The sequence below is a fragment of the Tistlia consotensis USBA 355 genome (assembly GCF_900177295.1).
GTDB lineage: Bacteria > Pseudomonadota > Alphaproteobacteria > Kiloniellales > DSM-21159 > Tistlia > Tistlia consotensis.
In genome coordinates, this window is sequence record NZ_FWZX01000011.1 from 71,226 (window position 1) to 88,581 (window position 17,356).

At 71.4% G+C, this 17,356-nt stretch carries 19 protein-coding genes; 14 read left to right on the forward strand and 5 right to left on the reverse strand.

Features of this window, described 5'->3' with window-relative positions:
* The first annotated feature begins 48 nt into the window (after positions 1–48).
* The 10 genes from B9O00_RS14760 to B9O00_RS33085 all read left to right on the forward strand — a co-directional run bounded on the left by B9O00_RS14760 (position 49) and on the right by B9O00_RS33085 (position 9,839).
* On the forward strand, positions 49–1,263 hold the full coding sequence (locus B9O00_RS14760) for a hypothetical protein (RefSeq protein ID WP_143596242.1): 1,215 nt from the start codon (positions 49–51) through the stop codon (positions 1,261–1,263).
* Complete coding sequence (gene tolA, locus B9O00_RS14765) at positions 1,260–2,714, forward strand: cell envelope integrity protein TolA (protein WP_085123458.1); 1,455 nt, start codon at positions 1,260–1,262, stop codon at positions 2,712–2,714. The genes B9O00_RS14760 and tolA overlap by 4 nt, the downstream gene beginning before the upstream one ends.
* Positions 2,715–2,876: 162 nt before the next feature.
* A complete protein-coding gene (gene efp, locus B9O00_RS14770) occupies positions 2,877–3,443 on the forward strand; it encodes an elongation factor P (protein WP_085123459.1) in 567 nt (188 codons plus the stop codon).
* Positions 3,444–3,500: 57 nt separating this feature from the next.
* Positions 3,501–4,307 (forward strand): inositol monophosphatase family protein, encoded by an 807-nt coding sequence (locus B9O00_RS14775; protein ID WP_085123460.1) that lies wholly within the window; start codon positions 3,501–3,503, stop codon positions 4,305–4,307.
* Between the two features lie 275 nt (positions 4,308–4,582).
* On the forward strand, positions 4,583–6,121 hold the full coding sequence (locus B9O00_RS14780; protein ID WP_085123461.1) for an OmpA family protein: 1,539 nt from the start codon (positions 4,583–4,585) through the stop codon (positions 6,119–6,121).
* 81 nt (positions 6,122–6,202) lie between these two features.
* The gene (locus B9O00_RS14785) at positions 6,203–7,369 is read left to right on the forward strand and encodes a flagellar motor protein MotA (protein ID WP_085123462.1); all 1,167 of its coding nucleotides are present in this window, start codon (positions 6,203–6,205) and stop codon (positions 7,367–7,369) included.
* Positions 7,370–7,396: 27 nt separating this feature from the next.
* Positions 7,397–8,824, forward strand: coding sequence for a peptidoglycan -binding protein (locus tag B9O00_RS14790; protein WP_085123463.1), 1,428 nt, complete (start codon positions 7,397–7,399; stop codon positions 8,822–8,824).
* A gap of 85 nt (positions 8,825–8,909) precedes the next feature.
* On the forward strand, positions 8,910–9,443 hold the full coding sequence (locus B9O00_RS14795; RefSeq protein WP_143596243.1) for a DUF2975 domain-containing protein: 534 nt from the start codon (positions 8,910–8,912) through the stop codon (positions 9,441–9,443).
* Between the two features lie 2 nt (positions 9,444–9,445).
* Entirely contained in the window at positions 9,446–9,676 is a 231-nt protein-coding gene (locus tag B9O00_RS14800) for a helix-turn-helix domain-containing protein (RefSeq protein ID WP_085123465.1), read from the forward strand.
* On the forward strand, positions 9,669–9,839 hold the full coding sequence (locus B9O00_RS33085; RefSeq protein WP_159460222.1) for a hypothetical protein: 171 nt from the start codon (positions 9,669–9,671) through the stop codon (positions 9,837–9,839). Before B9O00_RS14800 ends, B9O00_RS33085 begins: the two co-directional genes overlap by 8 nt.
* Before the next feature lie 69 nt (positions 9,840–9,908).
* On the opposite strand, the gene B9O00_RS14805 is transcribed toward B9O00_RS33085, so the two are convergent.
* Positions 9,909–11,108 (reverse strand): hypothetical protein, encoded by a 1,200-nt coding sequence (locus B9O00_RS14805; RefSeq protein ID WP_085123466.1) that lies wholly within the window; start codon positions 11,106–11,108, stop codon positions 9,909–9,911.
* 232 nt (positions 11,109–11,340) lie between these two features.
* Between B9O00_RS14805 and B9O00_RS14810 the strand changes: the two genes are divergently transcribed.
* Positions 11,341–12,480 carry a sugar-transfer associated ATP-grasp domain-containing protein gene (locus B9O00_RS14810; RefSeq protein WP_085123467.1) on the forward strand — a complete coding sequence of 380 codons (1,140 nt, stop codon included), beginning with the start codon at positions 11,341–11,343 and terminating at the stop codon, positions 12,478–12,480.
* A gap of 18 nt (positions 12,481–12,498) precedes the next feature.
* Here B9O00_RS14810 and B9O00_RS14815 read toward each other — a convergent pair whose 3' ends face one another.
* A complete protein-coding gene (locus B9O00_RS14815) occupies positions 12,499–13,839 on the reverse strand; it encodes an MFS transporter (RefSeq protein ID WP_200808517.1) in 1,341 nt (446 codons plus the stop codon).
* A gap of 437 nt (positions 13,840–14,276) precedes the next feature.
* On the opposite strand from B9O00_RS14815, the gene rpmE reads away from it, so the two are divergent.
* The gene (rpmE, locus tag B9O00_RS14820; RefSeq protein WP_085123469.1) at positions 14,277–14,501 is read left to right on the forward strand and encodes a 50S ribosomal protein L31; all 225 of its coding nucleotides are present in this window, start codon (positions 14,277–14,279) and stop codon (positions 14,499–14,501) included.
* A 77-nt stretch (positions 14,502–14,578) separates the two neighbouring features.
* On the opposite strand, the gene B9O00_RS14825 is transcribed toward rpmE, so the two are convergent.
* Together B9O00_RS14825 and B9O00_RS14830 are read right to left on the reverse strand one after the other, a co-directional pair.
* Positions 14,579–14,896, reverse strand: coding sequence for a hypothetical protein (locus tag B9O00_RS14825; protein ID WP_143596244.1), 318 nt, complete (start codon positions 14,894–14,896; stop codon positions 14,579–14,581).
* 148 nt (positions 14,897–15,044) lie between these two features.
* Complete coding sequence (locus B9O00_RS14830) at positions 15,045–15,452, reverse strand: DUF1465 family protein (protein ID WP_218822870.1); 408 nt, start codon at positions 15,450–15,452, stop codon at positions 15,045–15,047.
* 262 nt (positions 15,453–15,714) lie between these two features.
* Here B9O00_RS14830 and B9O00_RS14835 point away from each other — a divergent pair, with 262 nt between their 5' ends.
* Positions 15,715–16,185, forward strand: coding sequence for an Hsp20 family protein (locus B9O00_RS14835; RefSeq protein ID WP_085123472.1), 471 nt, complete (start codon positions 15,715–15,717; stop codon positions 16,183–16,185).
* A gap of 63 nt (positions 16,186–16,248) precedes the next feature.
* On the opposite strand, the gene B9O00_RS14840 is transcribed toward B9O00_RS14835, so the two are convergent.
* Positions 16,249–16,710, reverse strand: coding sequence for an acyl-CoA thioesterase (locus B9O00_RS14840; protein ID WP_085123473.1), 462 nt, complete (start codon positions 16,708–16,710; stop codon positions 16,249–16,251).
* Positions 16,711–16,816: 106 nt separating this feature from the next.
* On the opposite strand from B9O00_RS14840, the gene B9O00_RS14845 reads away from it, so the two are divergent.
* Positions 16,817–17,356: a PAS domain-containing protein gene (locus tag B9O00_RS14845; RefSeq protein ID WP_085123474.1), complete on the forward strand. Its 540-nt coding sequence runs from the start codon at positions 16,817–16,819 to the stop codon at positions 17,354–17,356.

Genomic DNA, 17,356 nt, shown 5'->3' on the forward strand with positions numbered 1-17,356 from the left:
GGACGGTTTGGCCGTAGGATTTTCGCCGACCTCGGCTGGGGGCGGGCCATGGCTCCTGTCAGTACCATTTCCTGCTTGCTGGCGGCGGTGCTGGCGATCCTCTGTCTCGCGGCGAGCGGCGAGGCGGCCCAGCCGCCTTTGCGCTCCCAGGCCGAGATCGAGGCCTACGTCTCGAGCCACGCCAGCGACCTCCAGGACCAGCTGCAGGACTACAACCGCGAGCACGGCCTGGTCCGCGGCGTGACCACCGGCCTGACCAAGGTGCTGTCCGCCTTCTGGACCCTGCAGCGTTTCGACGGCGACCGGGTCTTCCTGATCGGACGCATCACGGCCGGCAAGGCCGCCTGGGACGCCACGCTGGGGCGCCTGCTCTTCGAGTTCCAGTGGCAGGGCGGCGAGCTGAAGCTGGTCGGCCACGGCAAGCCGCCGGCCAGGCAGCCGGGCGTCGTCGACGACGACGGCCGCGGCGGCCAGCGTTGCGTCTACAACTACTTCGCCCCCAATCCCTGTCTCGACACGGCCAGGCGCTGGACCGAGTTCTCCGAGATCTACGGCCTGCCGAAGAACCGGGAGAGCGCGGAGATCTTCGAGGCCTTCGCCCAGGAGGACGTGCGCATCGGCGAGCGTCTGCTCGCCTCCGCCCTCGGCGAGCCGCCGCCGGTCACCGAGAGCGTCTACGAGCTGCAGGCCGAGGTCGATGCCCTCAACCTCGGGCGCTACCAGACCAACATGGAGAATCCCTGCGACCTCGACGCCTACGGAACCAAGCCCTGCCCCGAGATCGATCGGGTCTACCACAGCTTCATCGCGAGCCACGGCCTGCCGGAAGGGGCGGCGACCGCCCAGATGTTCGCCGCCTATGCCGTCGGCGATTTCCGGCGCGGCGACACCATCTACGCGCTCGCCAGCAACAAGCCGATCCCGCACTACGACGAGCCGACCACCACGATCGGCCGTGACGCGGCGGTCGCCGGCCTGCGCCCCGCTTCGCCCGGCGAGGCCGGCGACTGCTCGCTCAATCCCTACGGCGTGCGCCCCTGCCTCGATTCGGTGGCGGCCTGGCAGACCTTCCGGGCGCGCTACCAGCTCGCCGACACTGCCGAGAGCGCCCGCATCTTCGAGGCCTACGCCGAAGGCGACTTCACGGCCGGCGACCAGCTGTTCGCCCAGGCCAAGGACGTCTCCGTGGCGCAGCTGCTCGAGGCGGCGGGCGTGCCGAGCGAGAAGCTGGTCATCGAGGTCTACCCGGGGCGCGGCCGATGACGCCGGTGCGCCGCGGCCTGACGCGCCCGTCACGGGCCGGCGGCGACGGCTCCGCCCTGACCGTGGCGCTGGTCGGCTCCCTGGCGATCCACCTCGCGGTCTTCGCGGCGCTGCTGCGCTTCGCGCCGGACCGGCCGGCGCCCGAACCGCCGGCGGTCGTCGTCGAGCTGGCCATGCTCGCGCCTTCGGAGCCGGCGACGGGCGTCGCGGGGCAGACGGCAGAAGCCGAGGCGCCGGAGGTGCTGCAGCCCGCTGATGCGCCGGCTGCGGCGGTTTCGCCCGCTGCAGACGCGCCGGCGGACGCTGCCGTCCCGGTTCCGGCGGACCAGCCGGCCGAGGCCGTAGCCGGCGAGCCGGCGGCGGCACCCGAGGTGGCGGCCGAGGTGGCCGCGTCGATCGGGCCGCCGCCCGACGTCACGCCCGACACGCCGATCGAGGCCCTGGAGATGCCTTCGACGGCGCCCGAGGCGCCGGTCGTGGCCGAGCCGGCCGAACCGGCCCGGATCGTGGCTGGCGAGACGTCGGTCGAGGCTCCCGAGGTGCCTTTGCCGGAGGCGCTGGCCGCGGCCGAGCCGGATCGCGTCGAGGAGAGCCGGCCGGAGCCGACGGCACGCGGCGAGTCGGCGCCCTTGCCTGCGGTCGAGCCGGTCGAAGCGCTGGCGCCATCGGCCGAGGCCAGGGTCAGCGAGCCGGTGACGCCGGCCGAGACACCGTCGGAGGTGGCGGTCGCGGTCGCCGGCTCGGTCGGACCGCCGCCCGCGGTCTCGTCCGACACGCCGGCCGAGGCCGCGGAGGCGCCGCTGACGGTGACGGAAGCGCTGGCGGCCGTCGAGCCGGAGGCGATCGAGGACAGCCGGCCGGGCGAGGTCGTCGCGGCGGCGCCCGACGCCGCCGTTCCGGCGCAGGAGCTGGCGCGCGCCGAGAGACCGGCGCCGGCGCCGCCGAAGCCGTCCGACCTGCCGGAGCCGCCGGCTCGGTCCGTGCTCGCCGAGGCTGCCGCGACGGACCAGCCGCCGCCGGCCGCGGCGACCGCCCGGCCTGCCGCGAAGCGCGCGCCCCGGGGCGCGACCGCTCCCGACTCCCCGGAATCGCTGCTCGCGCGCCTCGACGCGCTGCGGGACGAGAGTCTGCAGGCCGAGGAGCACCCGGAGCTCTGGGCGGTGATCCGCGCGGTGCGCCGGCAGATCGCCCGCTGCTGGACGGTCGGCAGCGAGAGCGCGTCGCGCCGCTTCCGGGTCGACATCGACGTCGCCTTCGATACGAAGGGCCAGCTGCTGAAGGCGCTGATCAAGCAGCCCGGCCGCATGGTCTCGGACGCCGGCTTCAAGGATTTTGCGCTCGCGGCGCGCCAGGCGCTGACCGACTGCAGCCCCTTCGACCTGCCGCGCGAGTCCTACGATCTCTGGCAGCACTTCACGATGCGCTTCGTGCCGGTGCGCCGCGCCTCCTAGCGGCCGGGCCGCCGGCCGGCCCGGCTTGCTCCGGCCCGCCCGCGCCGCTATAACCCGCGCGCCTTCTCCCGCTAGCGCGCTGTTGCAGATCCGGCCCCCGCACCCCCACCTGTCGTGCGTCGCCGCTGCCCGGCGCAAGTGAAACCTGCGAGCAAGACCGCCATGAAGATCAACGGCAACGCCATCCGACCCGGCAACCTCATCGAGCACAACGGCCGCCTCTGGCGCGCCGTCAAGATCCAGCACGTCAAGCCCGGCAAGGGCGGCGCCTTCCTGCAGGTCGAGCTGAAGGACGTGCGCGACGGCACCAAGCTCAACGAGCGCTTCCGCGCCGCGGACACGGTCGAGCGCGCCCGCATGGACGAGGTCCAGTACCAGTTCCTCTTCGCCGAGGGCGACCTGCTGACCTTCATGAACAACGAGACCTACGAGCAGATCACCGTCGCCGCCGACCTGGTCGGCGAGCCGCTGCCCTTCCTGCGCGAGGGCATGACCGTGACCATGGAGATGTACGAGGACGAGCCGATCTCGGTGTCGCTGCCCGAGACCGTGGTCGAGGAGATCGTCGAGGCCGAGCCGGTCGTGAAGGGCCAGACGGCCTCCAGCTCCTACAAGCCGGCGATCCTGGCCAACGGCGTGCGCGTCATGGTGCCGCCGCACGTCGAATCCGGCACGCGCATCGTCGTCAACACCGCCGACAGCTCCTACGTCGAGCGCGCCAAGGACTAACAGGAAGGAGAGTCCGGGAGCTCCGGCCGCCCTGGCGCGCCGGTCCCCGCACGTGTCATGGCAGTCCGTTCCGCTCTGATCAACGTCATGGTCCGCGCCGTCAACCAGGCGGCGCGCGGCCTGAAGCGCGACTTCGGCGAGGTCGAGAACCTGCAGGTCTCCAAGAAGGGGCCCGCCGACTTCGTCTCGGCCGCCGACACCAAGGCCGAGCAGGTGCTGCGCAACGAGCTGTCGCGCGCCCGGCCCGACTACGGCTTCCTGATGGAGGAGTCGGGGGGCACCGACCCGCAGCCCGGCTGCGAGCGGCGCTGGATCGTCGATCCCCTCGACGGCACCAGCAACTTCCTGCACGGCCTGCCGCACTTCGCCATCTCGATCGGTCTCGCCGAGCGCGACGAGGTGATCGCCGCCGTCGTCTACGATCCGATCAAGGACGAGCTGTTCTGGGCGGAGAAGGGCGGCGGCGCCTTTCTCAACGACCGCCGCCTGCGCGTCTCGTCGCGGCGCAACCTCTCGGACAGCCTGTTCGCTACCGGCATCCCCTTCCTCGGCTCGAAGAAGGACGACGGCGTGTTCCTGCGCGAGCTGACCGCGGTCATGCAGAACTCGGCCGGCGTGCGGCGCTGGGGCGTCGCCTCGCTGGACCTGGCCTACGTCGCGGCCGGCCGCTTCGACGGCTTCTGGGAGCAGGGCCTGTCACCCTGGGACTTCGCGGGCGGCATCCTGCTGGTGCGCGAGGCCGGCGGCATCGTCACCGACATCGAGGGCCGCAGCGTCTCGCTCGAGGGCCATACCGTGCTGGCCGCCAACGAGCATCTGCACCGCAGCCTGGCCAAGCTGGTCGGCGGCGCCCAGAAGCGCTGAGCCGCGCCCGGCAGGCGGCGCGGCGGTGTTAACCATCGCTCAACGGCTTCGCCGCCATCCTCGCGGGTGGGCGCCGTCGCTCCGCGGTCCGGGGCCCGAGTTAACGCGCCGTGGCAGCGCCTGCCCGCAAGGCGTCCTGGCGCCACGATCGGGGGGCGTATCGGTCGCTGGCAAAGCGGTTGTCGCTCACGGCCGATTCGGCCTAGTCTGTCGGCCGTGAATCCGGGGGCGCGAAACGGGGACGCCGCGTGACGAATCGGCCGAGGATCCAGCTCTTGAGGACCAATCGCCTGACCGGCAGCGCGCACCGCCTCGCCTGGCGCCGGAAGCTGCTCGCCCTCGGCGTCGCTGCGGCAGCGCTGTTCGCGGCGCCGGCCTGGCAGGACCGCGCCGCCGCGCAGAACCTGGCGCCCAGCGACGTCTACGTCGATCCCAACGTGCTCGGCCAGCTCGGGCCCGGCGCCGCCGTGCCCTACGGTCAGGTGCCCTACGGCCAGCCCTACACCGCGCCCTATGCGGCGCCCGGCGCCTATCCGGGGTACCAGCCGGCCTATCCGCGCGCGCCCTATCCGACGCAGCCGAGCCCCTTCCCGCAGCCGAGCGGACCGCTGCTGTTCCCGCCGCAGCGGGCGCCGAGCTCCGAGTTCGTCGCCCGCGCGCCGGCCTATGGCGCCTATCCGGCACCGGGCTACCCGCAGGCCGCCGTCCCGCCCTACGGCCAGCCCTACGCGCAGGCGCCCTATGGACAGGCGCCCTACCAGCAGGCCTACGTGCCGCCCTACGGCGCACCCGCCGGCCCCTACCAGGGCGTCCATCCGACACCGCTGCTGCAGCCGCCGGTGATGGCGCGCGCCGCCCAGCCGGCGCCTCAGGCGCAGGTGGCGACGAGCGTGCCGAACGGCCCGCCGAGCCCGCCGGTCTCGCTGCAGCGGACGACGCCGCCCGAGCCGAGCAGCGGCACCAGCCTGAGCGAGAGCCGCAGCCTGTCGTCGCCCTCGACGGCGGCGCGCGTCGCGCCTCCGCCTCCGCCTCCGCCGCCGATGATCGCCAGCAGCGAGCGCAGCGCCGAGGCCGCGCCAACCGAGGCGCCGAGCGGCGCCGGCGCGACGACGGCGCCGAGCGCGACCGCATCGAGCCCGATGAGCTCGAGCAGCATGGCCTCGGGCAGCCCGGGCTCGGGCAGCCCGGGCTCGGGAAGCACCGGGACCAGCCGCTCGAGCAGTGCCGCGAGCAGGTCGAGCAGCGGCTCGTCGTCGGGCGCCGTGCCGCCGCCTCCGCCGCCGCCCCCGCCGCCGAGCCCCTCGAGCGCGACGAGCAGCGCCAGCCCGCCGCCGCCACCTCCCGCGGCGGCGCCGAGCAGCACGATGGCCGAAGCGCCGGCCAAGCCGGAGAGCGAGACCAGGACCGCGACGGCCGAGCCGCCCGCGCCGCCGCCGGCGACCCAGAGCGTGCCCCAGACCCAGACCTCGGCCCTGCCCCCCGCGACCGAGACGCCCGCCGAACAGCAGCTCGCCCGGCTCGACTTCGCGGCCGAGTCCGACGATCTCAACGCCGACGCCAAGGACCAGCTGAAGAAGGTCGTCGACTATCTCGAGGCCAATCCGGACGCGCGGATCCAGCTGCTGGCCTACGCCGCCGGCTCGGACAGCGAGGTGCTGAAGGCCCGCCGCCTGTCGCTGGCGCGCGCGCTCTCGGTCCGCAAGTTCCTGGTCGACGCGGGCATCGGCTCGCGGCGCATGGACGTGCGCGCCCAGGGCAACAAGAGCGGCGACGGGCCGGCCGACCGTGTCGACATCCTCGCGGCGCGTCGATGAGGCGTCGGGCGGGCCTGACCGGGCCGCCGGCGACGACCCGCGCGGCGCCGCGGGCCCCGAGGAAGGCAGCGTAGCGTCGAGATGACCCGGCCGCAGACCTACCTGATCCGCATGTCGGTGTTCCTGGTGCTGGTGCTGATCGCCGGCGCCGTGCTGGCGCCGCGCCTGACCGCGCCGTTCATGGCCAATCCCGTGCTCAACGGCATGATCCTCGGCGTCGCGCTGCTCGGCGTGGTCTACTCCTTCCGCCAGGTGCTGCTGCTGCGGAGCGAGATCGACTACCTGGAGCGGCTGAAGCAGGAGTCGAGCGGCGGCCTGATCTTCCCCGGCGAGGGCCGGGAGCGGCGCGGGCCGCACCTGCTCGGCCCGATGGCCAAGATGCTGCGCGAGCGCAAAGGCCGCCTGACCCTCTCGACCCTGTCGATGCGCACCCTGGTCGACGCGATCCGCTCGCGCATCGACGAGAGCCACGACATCTCGCGCTACCTGGTCGGACTGCTGATCTTCCTCGGCCTGCTCGGCACCTTCTGGGGCCTGGTCGAGACGGTCAACTCGGTCGGCCAGACGATCGGCAGCCTGGCGACCGCCGGCAGCGACCCGGCGAGCATGTTCCAGCAGCTGCAGACCGGCCTGCAGCGGCCGCTGGGCGGCATGGGCACGGCCTTCTCCTCGTCGCTGTTCGGGCTGACCGGCTCGCTGGTGCTCGGCTTCCTGGAGCTGCAGGCCGGCCAGGCCCACAACCGCTTCATGAACGAGCTCGAGGAGTGGCTGTCCGGCATCACCCGCCTCAGCGGCGGCGGCCCGGCGGGCGGCGACAGCGAGGGCGGCTCGGTGCCGGCCTATCTCTCGGCCCTGCTCGAGCAGACCGCGGACAGCCTGGACGGCCTGCAGCGGACCATCGAGCGCGGCGAGGAGGATCGCCAGGAGGCGAACCGCAACCTGGCGCAGCTGACCGAGCGCATGAGCCTGATGACCGACCAGATGCGCACCGAGCAGGAGGTGCTGCGCCGCCTGGCCGAGACGCACAGCGCGCTGCGCCCGATCCTGGGCCAGCTCGCCGAGGCGAACTTCCAGGCCGGCGGCCTGGACGACGCGACCAAGGACCACATCCGCTCGATGAACATGAATCTCGCCCGGATCGCCGGCGAGCTGTCGGTCAACCGCGACCACACGGTCGAGCAGATCCGCAGCGAGATCCGTCTGCTGGCGCGCACCATCGCCGCCCTGGCGGAGGAAGCGGAGAGCTAGATGGCCCCGCTTCCGGGACGCTAGAGGATGTACACGCTCGGGCGCACCAGCCGGAACCGCAGCGTCAACATCTGGCCGGGCTTCGTCGACGGCCTCTCGACCCTGGTCATGGTCGTCATCTTCGTGCTCATGGTCTTCATGATCGCGCAGTACTACCTGTCGGTGGCGCTGTCCGGCCGCGACCAGCAGCTCAGCAAGGCGAACCGCGACCTCGGCGAGGCCAACCAGCTGCTGATCCTGGAGCGCAACGCCAACGCCGACCTGCGCATCAACATCGCCCAGCTGTCGAGCGAGCTGCAGACCTCGCTGGAGGCGCGCGACGACCTGCAGACGCAGCTGCGCAGCCTGACCGACAAGCGCGACCAGCTGAACGCAGAGCTCGCCGCGGCCTCCCAGGCGCGCGACCGCCTGGCCAGCCAGCTCGCCGCCCTGCAGAAGCAGGACAAGGGCCAGGAGGGCGACCTGGCCAAGGCGCTGGAGACCGGCGACGCCCTGCGCAACCAGCTGCAGCAGGTCCAGTCGGTCAACGACGAGCAGGCCAGGAACCTGAAGCAGGCCTATTCGACGATCCAGGCCGACAAGGAGAAGATCGAGGCGCAGCTCGCCGAGCTGGCGACCCTCAAGGACCTGCGCGACGAGCTCGACTCCGAGCTGGCCAAGCGCCAGAAGGCCCTGGAGGCGCTCGCCGAGCAGTCCAAGGGCCTGAAGGAGAAGCTGGACAGCAGCGAGCTCGACAAGCAGAAGCTGGCCAGCCAGCTCGAGATCATCGAGAAGCGCCTGTCGACGTCGGAGGACTTCGCCCTCGAGCAGCAGTCGCTGTCTGAGGAGGCGCGGCGCCAGGTATCGCTGCTCAACGCCCAGCTCGCCTCGCTGCGCCGCCGCCTCGGCGAGCTCAATGCCCTGCTCGAGGACAGCGAGCACAAGAACGAGACCCAGCAGGCCCAGATCCTCGACCTCGGCAAGCGGCTGAACGCGGCGCTGGCGACTAAGGTCCAGGAGCTGGCCCGCTATCGCTCGGAGTTCTTCGGCCGGCTGCGCGAGATCCTCGGCGACAACCAGAACATCCGCATCGTCGGCGACCGCTTCGTGTTCCAGGCCGAGGTGCTGTTCCCGACCGGCTCGGCGACCCTCGAGCCCGAGGGCCGGACCCAGATCGCCGAGCTGGCCGGCCTGCTGCGCGAGGTCGCGGCGAAGATTCCGTCGGACATCGACTGGGTGCTGCGCGTCGACGGCCATACCGACATCCGGCCGATCTCGACCCCGGAGTTCCCGTCGAACTGGGAGCTCTCCTCGGCGCGCGCCATCGCCGTGGTCAAGGTGCTGATCGACGAAGGCATCCCGCCGAACCGCCTGGTCGCGGCCGGCTTCGGCCAGTACCAGCCGATCGATACCGGCAACAGCGAAGAGGCCTTCCGCCGCAACCGCCGCATCGAGTTCAAGCTGACCGAGCGCTAGTCATCGCACTGCGAAAAGAAATTATTGTAAAACGATAAATTCCTGCTAGCGTCTCGGCTGTCGATCCAGCCGGAGGACCCTGGCCTTGTCCGATCTCGCCGCAATCCGCCGTATGGGCCGCGCGATGGCCCTTGCCTGTCTCGCGGCCATGATCGCGCTGCCCCTGCTGCTGACCGGCGCCTGGCTGGCGCTGCCCGAGCTGAAGCGGACCTGGCCGCCCTTCGCGATCCTGCCGATTCCGGCCGAGCCGGAGCCGGGGCTGATGGTAGCTGGCTGGCTGGTGCTGCTGCTGCCGCTCGTCGTCCTGCTGTGGGGTGTCCATCGTCTGCGCCGCCTGTTCCTGCACTATGCCCAGGGCGAGGTCTTCTCGGTTGACGCCGCGCTCTGCCTGTCTGGCTTCGCCCGCGCGGTCCTGGTCTGGGCCCTGCTCCAGCCGCTCGCCAACGGCGCGGCCGGCGCGATCCTCACCCTCGGCAACCCGCCGGGTCAGCGCGCGCTTGCGCTCTCGCTCGGTACCGGTGAGCTTGGTGCGCTGGCGATCGGGCTGGTGCTCCTGGTGATCGGCCGGGTCATGCGCGAGGCGAGCCGGCTCGCCGACGAGAACGCGAGCTTCGTCTGACCGTGCCGATCGTGGTCACGCTCGACGTCATGCTGGCACGGCGCAAGATGCGCTCGAAGGACCTGGCGGAGGCGGTCGGCATCACCGAGGCGAACCTGTCATTGCTCAAGCAGGGCAAGGTGAAAGGCCTGCGCTTCGCGACGCTGGAACGGATCTGCGCCGTGCTGGACTGCCAGCCGGGAGACCTGCTCGCCTATCATCCGCCCGCCGCCCGGGAGGCTGCCGATGACTAGGCAACTCGCGTTGCTGCTGCTCGCCGCCGTGCTGCTGGCGGGCTGCTCGACGCTGGACCTGGAGCGGGCGGTCGCAGAGTGGGGCCGCTCCCTGTGCCAGAGCCACGGCGACTGCCGTCCCGGCTGCAGCGACGGCCGATCTGGCTCGACCTACTGCCGTTGATCGGCGAGAGCGCTCCTGCCGATCCGGGCGCGACCCCGCGACGTGGGCGCGGCCGGACGGACCGCCGCCCTACCGCCCGGTGCCGAACAGGGCCTTCGCGGTCTCGGGGTTGTCGCTGCGCCAGATGACGTTGTCGATGAAGTAGTGGTGGACGTTGATGAAGATCCAGAAGGCGAACATGAAGGCCGTGCCGCCGAGCTGCTCGTGATCGTAGCCGACGCTGCCGCCGAGCAGGCGCGGCAGCCACCAGAAGCCGGCGAGGCCCATCACCGCCGCCAGTGCGCCGAAGCGGGCAAGGGCCAGCAGGACCTGCCGGCGCCCGTTCCGCGCGTCGCTTGCCCCGGTGCCCTGCGGCGCGGCCCCCGCCGCAGCGCGCAGCGCCGCCCGGTTCTTCTCGAAGCGCCAGACGATGGTCAGGTACTGCAGCGAGTGGAGGGCCGGCACGAAGAGGATCGTGAGCGGGTTGAAGCGCGCCAGGGCCCAGGCATAGAGCGTGGTCAGGTAGGCGACGGCGCCATTGACCGGCAGCCCGCCGCCCCCGAGCAGCCGCCGGGCGAAGATCACCAGCGTCATCGTCGTCGTCGCCACGGCCGCGCAGAAGGCCAGCAGCAGCAGCGCGTGCGGTACCTCGACGGCATAGTAGCTGATGCCCCACATCTTGCGCTCGGCGACCGCCGCGTTCATGGCGAGCCAGAACAGGATCCAGCAGGCATAGGCGTTCCAGAGCAGGACCCTCTTCTCGGCGCGGCCGAAGAAGCGGCGCCGGTAGACGGCATCGACCATCAGCATGCCGTAGCCCTGCTTGACGTAGTGCCAGCCGACCAGCAGCAGCATCAGGTTCCCGGCGAGCCCCAGCAGATAGGCGCTTCCCGCCAGGAAGCTGGCCGCGATCCATCCGGCCAGGACGGCGGGCACGGCGATCCCGGCGACGAGATAGCGCCGGCGCAGCGGGCGCGGCAGGGTGCCGCCGAAGGCCTTCTCTCGATAGCCGCGGTAGAAGATCTGGTAGCTGGCCGCGAAGTGCGGGTGGTTGAGGACGTCGGCCAGCATCCACATCAGCGCGACGAGCGCCGGCACGGCGCTCGCCGGCGCCGCCATGACCAGGGGCAGCACGAGCAGCGACCCGCCGCCGAGGCACAGGAAGTCGACGAGCGGGTGCACGATCGCGCGACCGGACGCCGCCTGCCCGGCCGCCTGCCGGGGGGGCTCAGCCCGCGCCTGGGACAGCATGCCGGCCGGCGGCAGCACCGCCCTGCTCTCGCTCGTCATCCGTTGCCTTCCTTTCGAGCGGATGCCCTTCGGCCCTGCGGCCTTTCCTTCAGTAGACGCGCGTCTTCGTCGACAATTTCCTAACGATACTTGGAAATTCGATGCATTTTCTTTCAGAGTTCCGCGGCATTTTATTTATTCCGCTTAGGGGTTCATAAAGTCTTGGCTCGCTAGACTTCGGCCACGGCCCGGACGCGGTGCGTCGGGGCCGATACCGTGGCGGGAGGGCGTGATGGCGGTGATCGAGATGAACGCGACCCTGCGCGACCGGCAGGCGCGCGACGGCAAGCCGGGCGAGAGCAAGGCCCCCGGCAAGGCGGACTACCTGCGCCATGCCAGCCGGGCGAGCGGTCGCGGCGCCTTCGAGCTGTCGCGGGAGTTCAACCGGCTGCGCCGCGCGCGCGGCAGGCTGACCCTGCCGGAGTACGTGCAGTACGGCGTCTACCGGACCGACCGCTACGGCCGGGAGCAGCAGGAGCGCTTCCTCAGCGACACGCTTCACTGGCCGATCACGCATCGCTGCTGCGACATGACCTGGCAGGCGACGACGGAGGACAAGTGGCTCTGCTCCCACCTCCTGGAGCGCTCGGCCGTGGCCATCCCGGAGACGCTCGGCGTCATCGACCGCAGCAACCGCGCCTATCCCGGTACCCGCAGGATCGCGACGGCGGAGGAGCTGCGCGCCTTCGCGGCGATTCCGGGCACGCTGCCCTTCTTCGGCAAGGAGAACCGCGGCATCGGCAGCTACGGCGCCTTCCTCGCCCTCGAGGCAGAAGGATCGCGCATCCACCTCAAGGGCGAGGGCTGGCTCGACTACGACACCTTGCTGGAGCGCTTCATCGGCGACGTGCCCTATCTGCTCCAGCCGGCGCAGCGCAACCACGCCTTCTTCGACGACTACACCGAAAGCCTCGCGACCGTGCGCCTGTGCATCCTGATGACCGACCAGGGTGTGCGCGTGCCGTTCGCGGTGCTGAAGCTGCCCGCGGCAGGCAACCTCGCGGACAACTTCTGGCGGCCGCGCAACCTCGCCTGCGGGCTCGACCCGGCGAGCGGGCTGATCCGGACGGCGCGCAGCAAGGACGCGCTCGGCACGACCGACTACGAGAGCCATCCCGAGACCGGTCGTCCCCTGACCGGACGGACCGTGCCGATGTGGGATGCGGTGCTCGGCCTGGCCGAGACCTGTGCACCGATCTTCCGGCCGCTCCGCTACCAGTCGATGGACATAGCGGTCACCGGCGAAGGACCGGTGCTGATCGAGATCAACACCGGCGGCGGGTTCGACCTGCCGCAGCTCGCGACCGGCGAGGGCTTCCTGACCGAAGAAGTTGCCGCCTTCTTCCGCAGCTGCGGCTACGACAGGGTCTGACGGCTTCCGCGCCCTGGCTCAGGCCGGCTGGACGCGGCCCAGGGCGGCCTCCAGGTCGGCGGCGTCGAAGGTCCGCGAATCGACCTTGAGGTAGGCGACGTGCTCCTCGGCGACGACGACCACGTCGACGACGCCGGCGAGGCCCGCGAGGCGGGCGACCAGGGCGTCGGCCTCGGCGCCGCTGACCTCGCCGATGCGCGCCAGCCGGGTCGAGTAGGGCGCCGGCTTCGGCATGGTCGCGGCGACCAGCAGCCAGAGCAGGGCGAAGGCCAGGGCGAAGACGAAGACGCCCTCGGCGCCGGCCGCCTGGTGCGCCCAGCCGCCGCCCGCGCCGCCGACGAAGATGCCGACGAACTGGGCGCTCGAGTAGACGCCGGTCGCCGTGCCCTTGGCGCCGGCCGGGGCGGCCTTGGTGACCAGCGAGGGCAGTGTCGCCTCCATGGTGTTGAAGGCGGCGAAGAAGGCGATGATCGCGGCGACGACGGCGACCGGGTCGCCGGGCGCGATCAGCAGCAGGGCGGCCTGGCTGGCGGCCAGCAGGGCGACCGCGCCGACGAAGACCGGCTTCATGCGCCGCTGGCGCTCGGCGAAGGCGACGGCCGGCACCATCAGCAGCACCGAGACGACCAGGATCGGCAGGTAGGCGACCCACTGGCGCTCGGCCGGCAACGCCAGGCTGCCGCGCAGCAGGTGGGGCACCACCAGGAAGCTCGAGGTCAGGATCGCGTGCAGCGCGAAGATGCCGAAGTCGAGGCGCAGCAGGTCGCGGTTGCGCAGCACCGAGAGCAGCAGCGCCGGCACCGTCTCGGCGTCGCGATGCGCCTGGACGCGGCGCGGCGTCGGCACGGCCCAGAGCACGATGGCGACGCCGAGCGCGGCGAGACCGACCATCAGCCAGAAGATGCCCGGCACGCCGACCAGGCCCGACAGGATCGGCCCGACGACCAGCGCCACCATGAAGGAGAAGCCGATGGTGATGCCGACCAGCGCCATCGCCCTGGTCCGGCTCTCCTCCCGGGTCAGGTCGGCGACCAGCGCCAGGATCACCGAGCCGACCGCGCCGGTGCCCTGCAGCACGCGGCCGATCAGCACGCCCTCGATCGAGGTCGAGAGCGCGGCGACCGCGCTGCCCAGCGCGAAGAGGCCGAGGCCGATGACGATCATGGTCTTGCGGCCGACGCGGTCGGACAGCAGGCCGAAGGGGATCTGCAGCAGGCCCTGGCTGAGGCCGTAGGCGCCGAGCGCCAGGCCGATCAGGAAGGGCGTCGCGCCGCTCAGGTTGCGCGCATAGGCCGCGAAGACCGGATAGATCATGAACAGCCCGAGCAGCCGGACGGAGAACACCCCGGCGAGGGACACGGCGGCACGCAATTCTTGTCGGTTCATCGTTCGGTCGCTCTGGACTCTTTCACCTCTGATGCTCGCCCGCCGCCCCCGTCCGGACGGCCCCGCCCGCACTCACGCAGAATCGGCCCGCCGCCGTCCTGCGCCCGCTGTCCCGGGCGACGGCGACGGGCCGATCATCATATCTCCGATGCGGCCGCTTCTGACCAAGCATAGTTGCCGGGCCGGGGCAAGGGACGGCATGCCGCGCCCGGCCGGCGGCGACGCTCCGAATTTGGCGAGCGCCGGCTCTTGCCTTGCCGGGCCGGCTCGGCTATACCCCGCGCCTTCCAACTGCCCGATCGCGCGCGGCGGGGGTCGTCAGACCCGCGGCCGGCCTGCGAGGCGGGCGTCAGACCGGTCACGAGGTGCCTGGGCCTTTCGAAGGGGCCGGCACCGGGAGCGAGCCAGCGATGAAGAAGGACATTCACCCGGAGTACCACGACATCCTCGTGGTGCAGACCGACGGGACCGAGATGAAGATGCGGTCGACCTACGGCAAGGAAGGCGACACGCTGCGTCTCGACATCGACGTCAAGACGCATCCGGCCTGGACCGGCGTCCACCGCGTCTCCGACCGCGGCGGCCAGATGGCGAAGTTCAACAAGAAGTTCGCCGGCTTCGGCCTGAAGAGCTAACGACCCTTCCGGGTCCGTTTCGCAGGGGCGCTGCCGTGACCACGGCGGCGCCTTTTGTCGTGTCCGCGTCGTGCCGGTCAGGCGACGAGCCGCGGCCGCTCCGGCTCCGGATCGGCCGGTGCTCCGTCCAGCGGCCCTCCGGTCGGCCGGGAGCGTTGCGCGGTCCTGGCGGCGAGGTGGACCGCGATCGTGCCGCTGGCGCCCAAGGCCGCATAGATCGCCGCGCGGGGCAGGTGCAGCAGGCCGGCGATGCCCCAGACCACGCCCGCCGCCAGGCTGCCGACGACCAGCGCGACCAGCAGGAAGGTCGCCAGGACGGCGATCAGCGGGCCGAGCCCGAGGCGGCCGCTTCGCCCGGCGCGGCGACGACGGACCAAGGCAACGATGGCGGGCACGGCGGACTCCCCCCTGCGTCGGCGCCGGGACGGCGTCGTCAGCGCTTCAGGTGGCACGCGGGCGGCCCGGCCAGCAGCGTGTTTTCGGAATGGGTGGGCGACAAGCCATGCGCCCGATGCATGGTTTGCGCAGGGGGCGGAGGCCTGCTCAGGCCCGCTGGTCGAGCAGGGCGTCGAGCCGCTCGACGCGGCTGTAGAGCGCGTGGCTGCGCTCCAGCAGCTCGGCCAGGCGGTTCGGCATCTCGATCGCCCCGGCGGGCTCGGTGACCGCGCAGACCTCGCGGCCGGAGAGGCGCAGCTCCGGCGCCGCCGCCTCCTCGCGGTTCAGCTCGCCGGCCTGCACCGCCTTCTGGACCAGCAGCCAGGAGACGACCTGGGTCAGCCGTGCGGTCAGGCGCAGGCTCTCGCAGCTGGCGACCAGCTGCTGATCCGGGGGCAGCCCGGCCTTGTCGCGGCGCTCCTGGTGCAGCACGTAGTCCCGGGCCTCGCGGGTCAGCGCGAGCGCCTCTCGGTAGGTGCCGTCCAGGAAGGAGATGGCGGGTTCGGCGGCGGGCACGGCAGGTCCGTTCTGCGGATCTCGATCGTCGGTCATAGGTGCCAAAAGTTAAAATCCTGTTGGAACAGCACTTTCCGCCAGCATCATCGTGGGCTCAAGCCTCGGCTCCCACCTCTTGACCGGGCCGCGGGCCTCCCCACCTATCTAGCGTCGGCAGGACAGGCCGCAAGCGGCTGTCCAGTGCCGACGACACGCAGACGAGGCTGCTCGACCCGAAGGGTGGGCGGCCGTTGTGAAATCGCTCTCTAAGGAGGATTGAGCCATGCGCAGCTACGATCTGTCGCCGCTCCTGCGCGCGACCGTCGGTTTCGATCGCCTCATGAACGTCCTGGACACGGTCGGCCGGGTCGACGAGGCGCCGAGCTACCCGCCCTACAACATCGAGAAGACCGGCGAGAACGCCTACCGCATCTCCATGGCGGTGGCCGGCTTCGCCGACGAGGATCTCTCGGTGACGGTTCGCGAGAACCAGCTGCTGATCGAGGGCCGCAAGGCGACCAGCGAGGAGGAGGTGCCCACCGCCTTCCTGCATCGCGGTATCGCGACCCGCGCCTTCCAGCGGACCTTCCAGCTGGCCGACCACATCCAGGTCAAGGGCGCCAAGCTGGAGAACGGCCTGCTGCACGTCGAGCTCTATCGCGAGATCCCGGAGGCGATGAAGCCGCGGTCGGTCGAGATCGAGCGGATCCAGCGCCAGCAGCCGAAGACCATCGAGAACCAGGCCGCCGCCTGAGTCACGCCGGTCTCGAGCTGAGCCGATCGAGCGGCCGGGCGGCGACGCCCGGCCGCTTTCCTTTCATTCGGCCGTCGGCCAGTCGATGACCAGGCGCTCCAGGCAGGCCCGGATGCCGGCCGGCATGGCCTCGGCCGGGCGCATGGTCCGGCGGTCGACGAAGACGTGGACGAAGTGGCCGGTCGCCGCCGCCTCGTCGAGCCCTTCCTTGAACAGCCCGATCAGGTAGGTCACCGAGCTGCGGCCCAGCCGGCCGACCGCCACGCCGGCCTCGACGACTTCCGGAAAGCTGAAGGAGGCGCGGAACTGGCAGAAGCTTTCCGGCGTGATGCCGATCGTCTCCCCGCCATGGATGTCGAGTCCGCCCTCGCGAATCAACCATTCGTTGATCGCCGTATCGAAATAGCTGTAGTAGACGACGTTGTTCACGTGGCCGTATATATCGTTGTCCTTCCAGCGGGTCGGGATGCGCAGGAAATGGGGATAGGCGCTGCGTGACAGGGGTGCGGCCGGCTTCTGGGACAAGGCTCTGGACCTCCGGTGCGTTCGGGCGCGTCGTGGCGGCAGCCTATAGCAAGGCCGGGGCGCCACGCCCAGAGCGTGCGCCGGTCCTGGCCGGGACGTCGTGCCGATGACCCGTGCCAGCGGAGGCTTCCAGCCCTATGTCAGCGACCCCTCGGTCTGCTGCTCGCAGCGCGTCGGCGAGCTTCACGCCTACTGGCGCTCGCTCTGCCGGGACGGCCTGCTGCCGGCCCGGCGGGACGTCGAGCCGACCGACATCAAGGCGCTGTTGCCGAACATCCTGCTCATGGACATCGAGCAAGACCCGCTGAGGGTCCGCTACCGTCTGGTCGGCACGGCGATCGCCGAGCTGTCGCGGCGCGACATCACCGGCCTCTACCTCGACGAGATCCGCTTCGACGAGCCGCGGGAGCGGTCGATCTTCGAGGCGGGCTACCGGCTGCTGCTCGCGACGCGCGCGCCGGTCTTCGGACGGATCCTCTGGCTCGCCCGCGCGGACATGACGCTGACCTACGAGTCGGCGATCTTTCCGCTGGCCGGAGACGGCCGGACCATCGACAAGGCGATCGCCGTCGAGCACTACCTCGACGTCGATCCGCGGGAGGTCGCGGAGCGGGTGCCGTCGCGGCCGAGCCGCGACGAGCGCTGA

Coding starts and splice junctions, on each gene's coding strand:
- B9O00_RS14760 (WP_143596242.1), top strand. CDS start 49: ATGGCTCCTGTCAGTACCATTTCCTGCTTGCTGGCGGCGGTGCTGGCG.
- tolA (WP_085123458.1), top strand. CDS start 1,260: ATGACGCCGGTGCGCCGCGGCCTGACGCGCCCGTCACGGGCCGGCGGC.
- efp (WP_085123459.1), top strand. CDS start 2,877: ATGAAGATCAACGGCAACGCCATCCGACCCGGCAACCTCATCGAGCAC.
- B9O00_RS14775 (WP_085123460.1), top strand. CDS start 3,501: ATGGCAGTCCGTTCCGCTCTGATCAACGTCATGGTCCGCGCCGTCAAC.
- B9O00_RS14785 (WP_085123462.1), top strand. CDS start 6,203: ATGACCCGGCCGCAGACCTACCTGATCCGCATGTCGGTGTTCCTGGTG.
- B9O00_RS14790 (WP_085123463.1), top strand. CDS start 7,397: ATGTACACGCTCGGGCGCACCAGCCGGAACCGCAGCGTCAACATCTGG.
- B9O00_RS33085 (WP_159460222.1), top strand. CDS start 9,669: ATGACTAGGCAACTCGCGTTGCTGCTGCTCGCCGCCGTGCTGCTGGCG.
- B9O00_RS14805 (WP_085123466.1), bottom strand. CDS start 11,108: ATGACGAGCGAGAGCAGGGCGGTGCTGCCGCCGGCCGGCATGCTGTCC.
- B9O00_RS14810 (WP_085123467.1), top strand. CDS start 11,341: ATGGCGGTGATCGAGATGAACGCGACCCTGCGCGACCGGCAGGCGCGC.
- rpmE (WP_085123469.1), top strand. CDS start 14,277: ATGAAGAAGGACATTCACCCGGAGTACCACGACATCCTCGTGGTGCAG.
- B9O00_RS14835 (WP_085123472.1), top strand. CDS start 15,715: ATGCGCAGCTACGATCTGTCGCCGCTCCTGCGCGCGACCGTCGGTTTC.
- B9O00_RS14845 (WP_085123474.1), top strand. CDS start 16,817: ATGACCCGTGCCAGCGGAGGCTTCCAGCCCTATGTCAGCGACCCCTCG.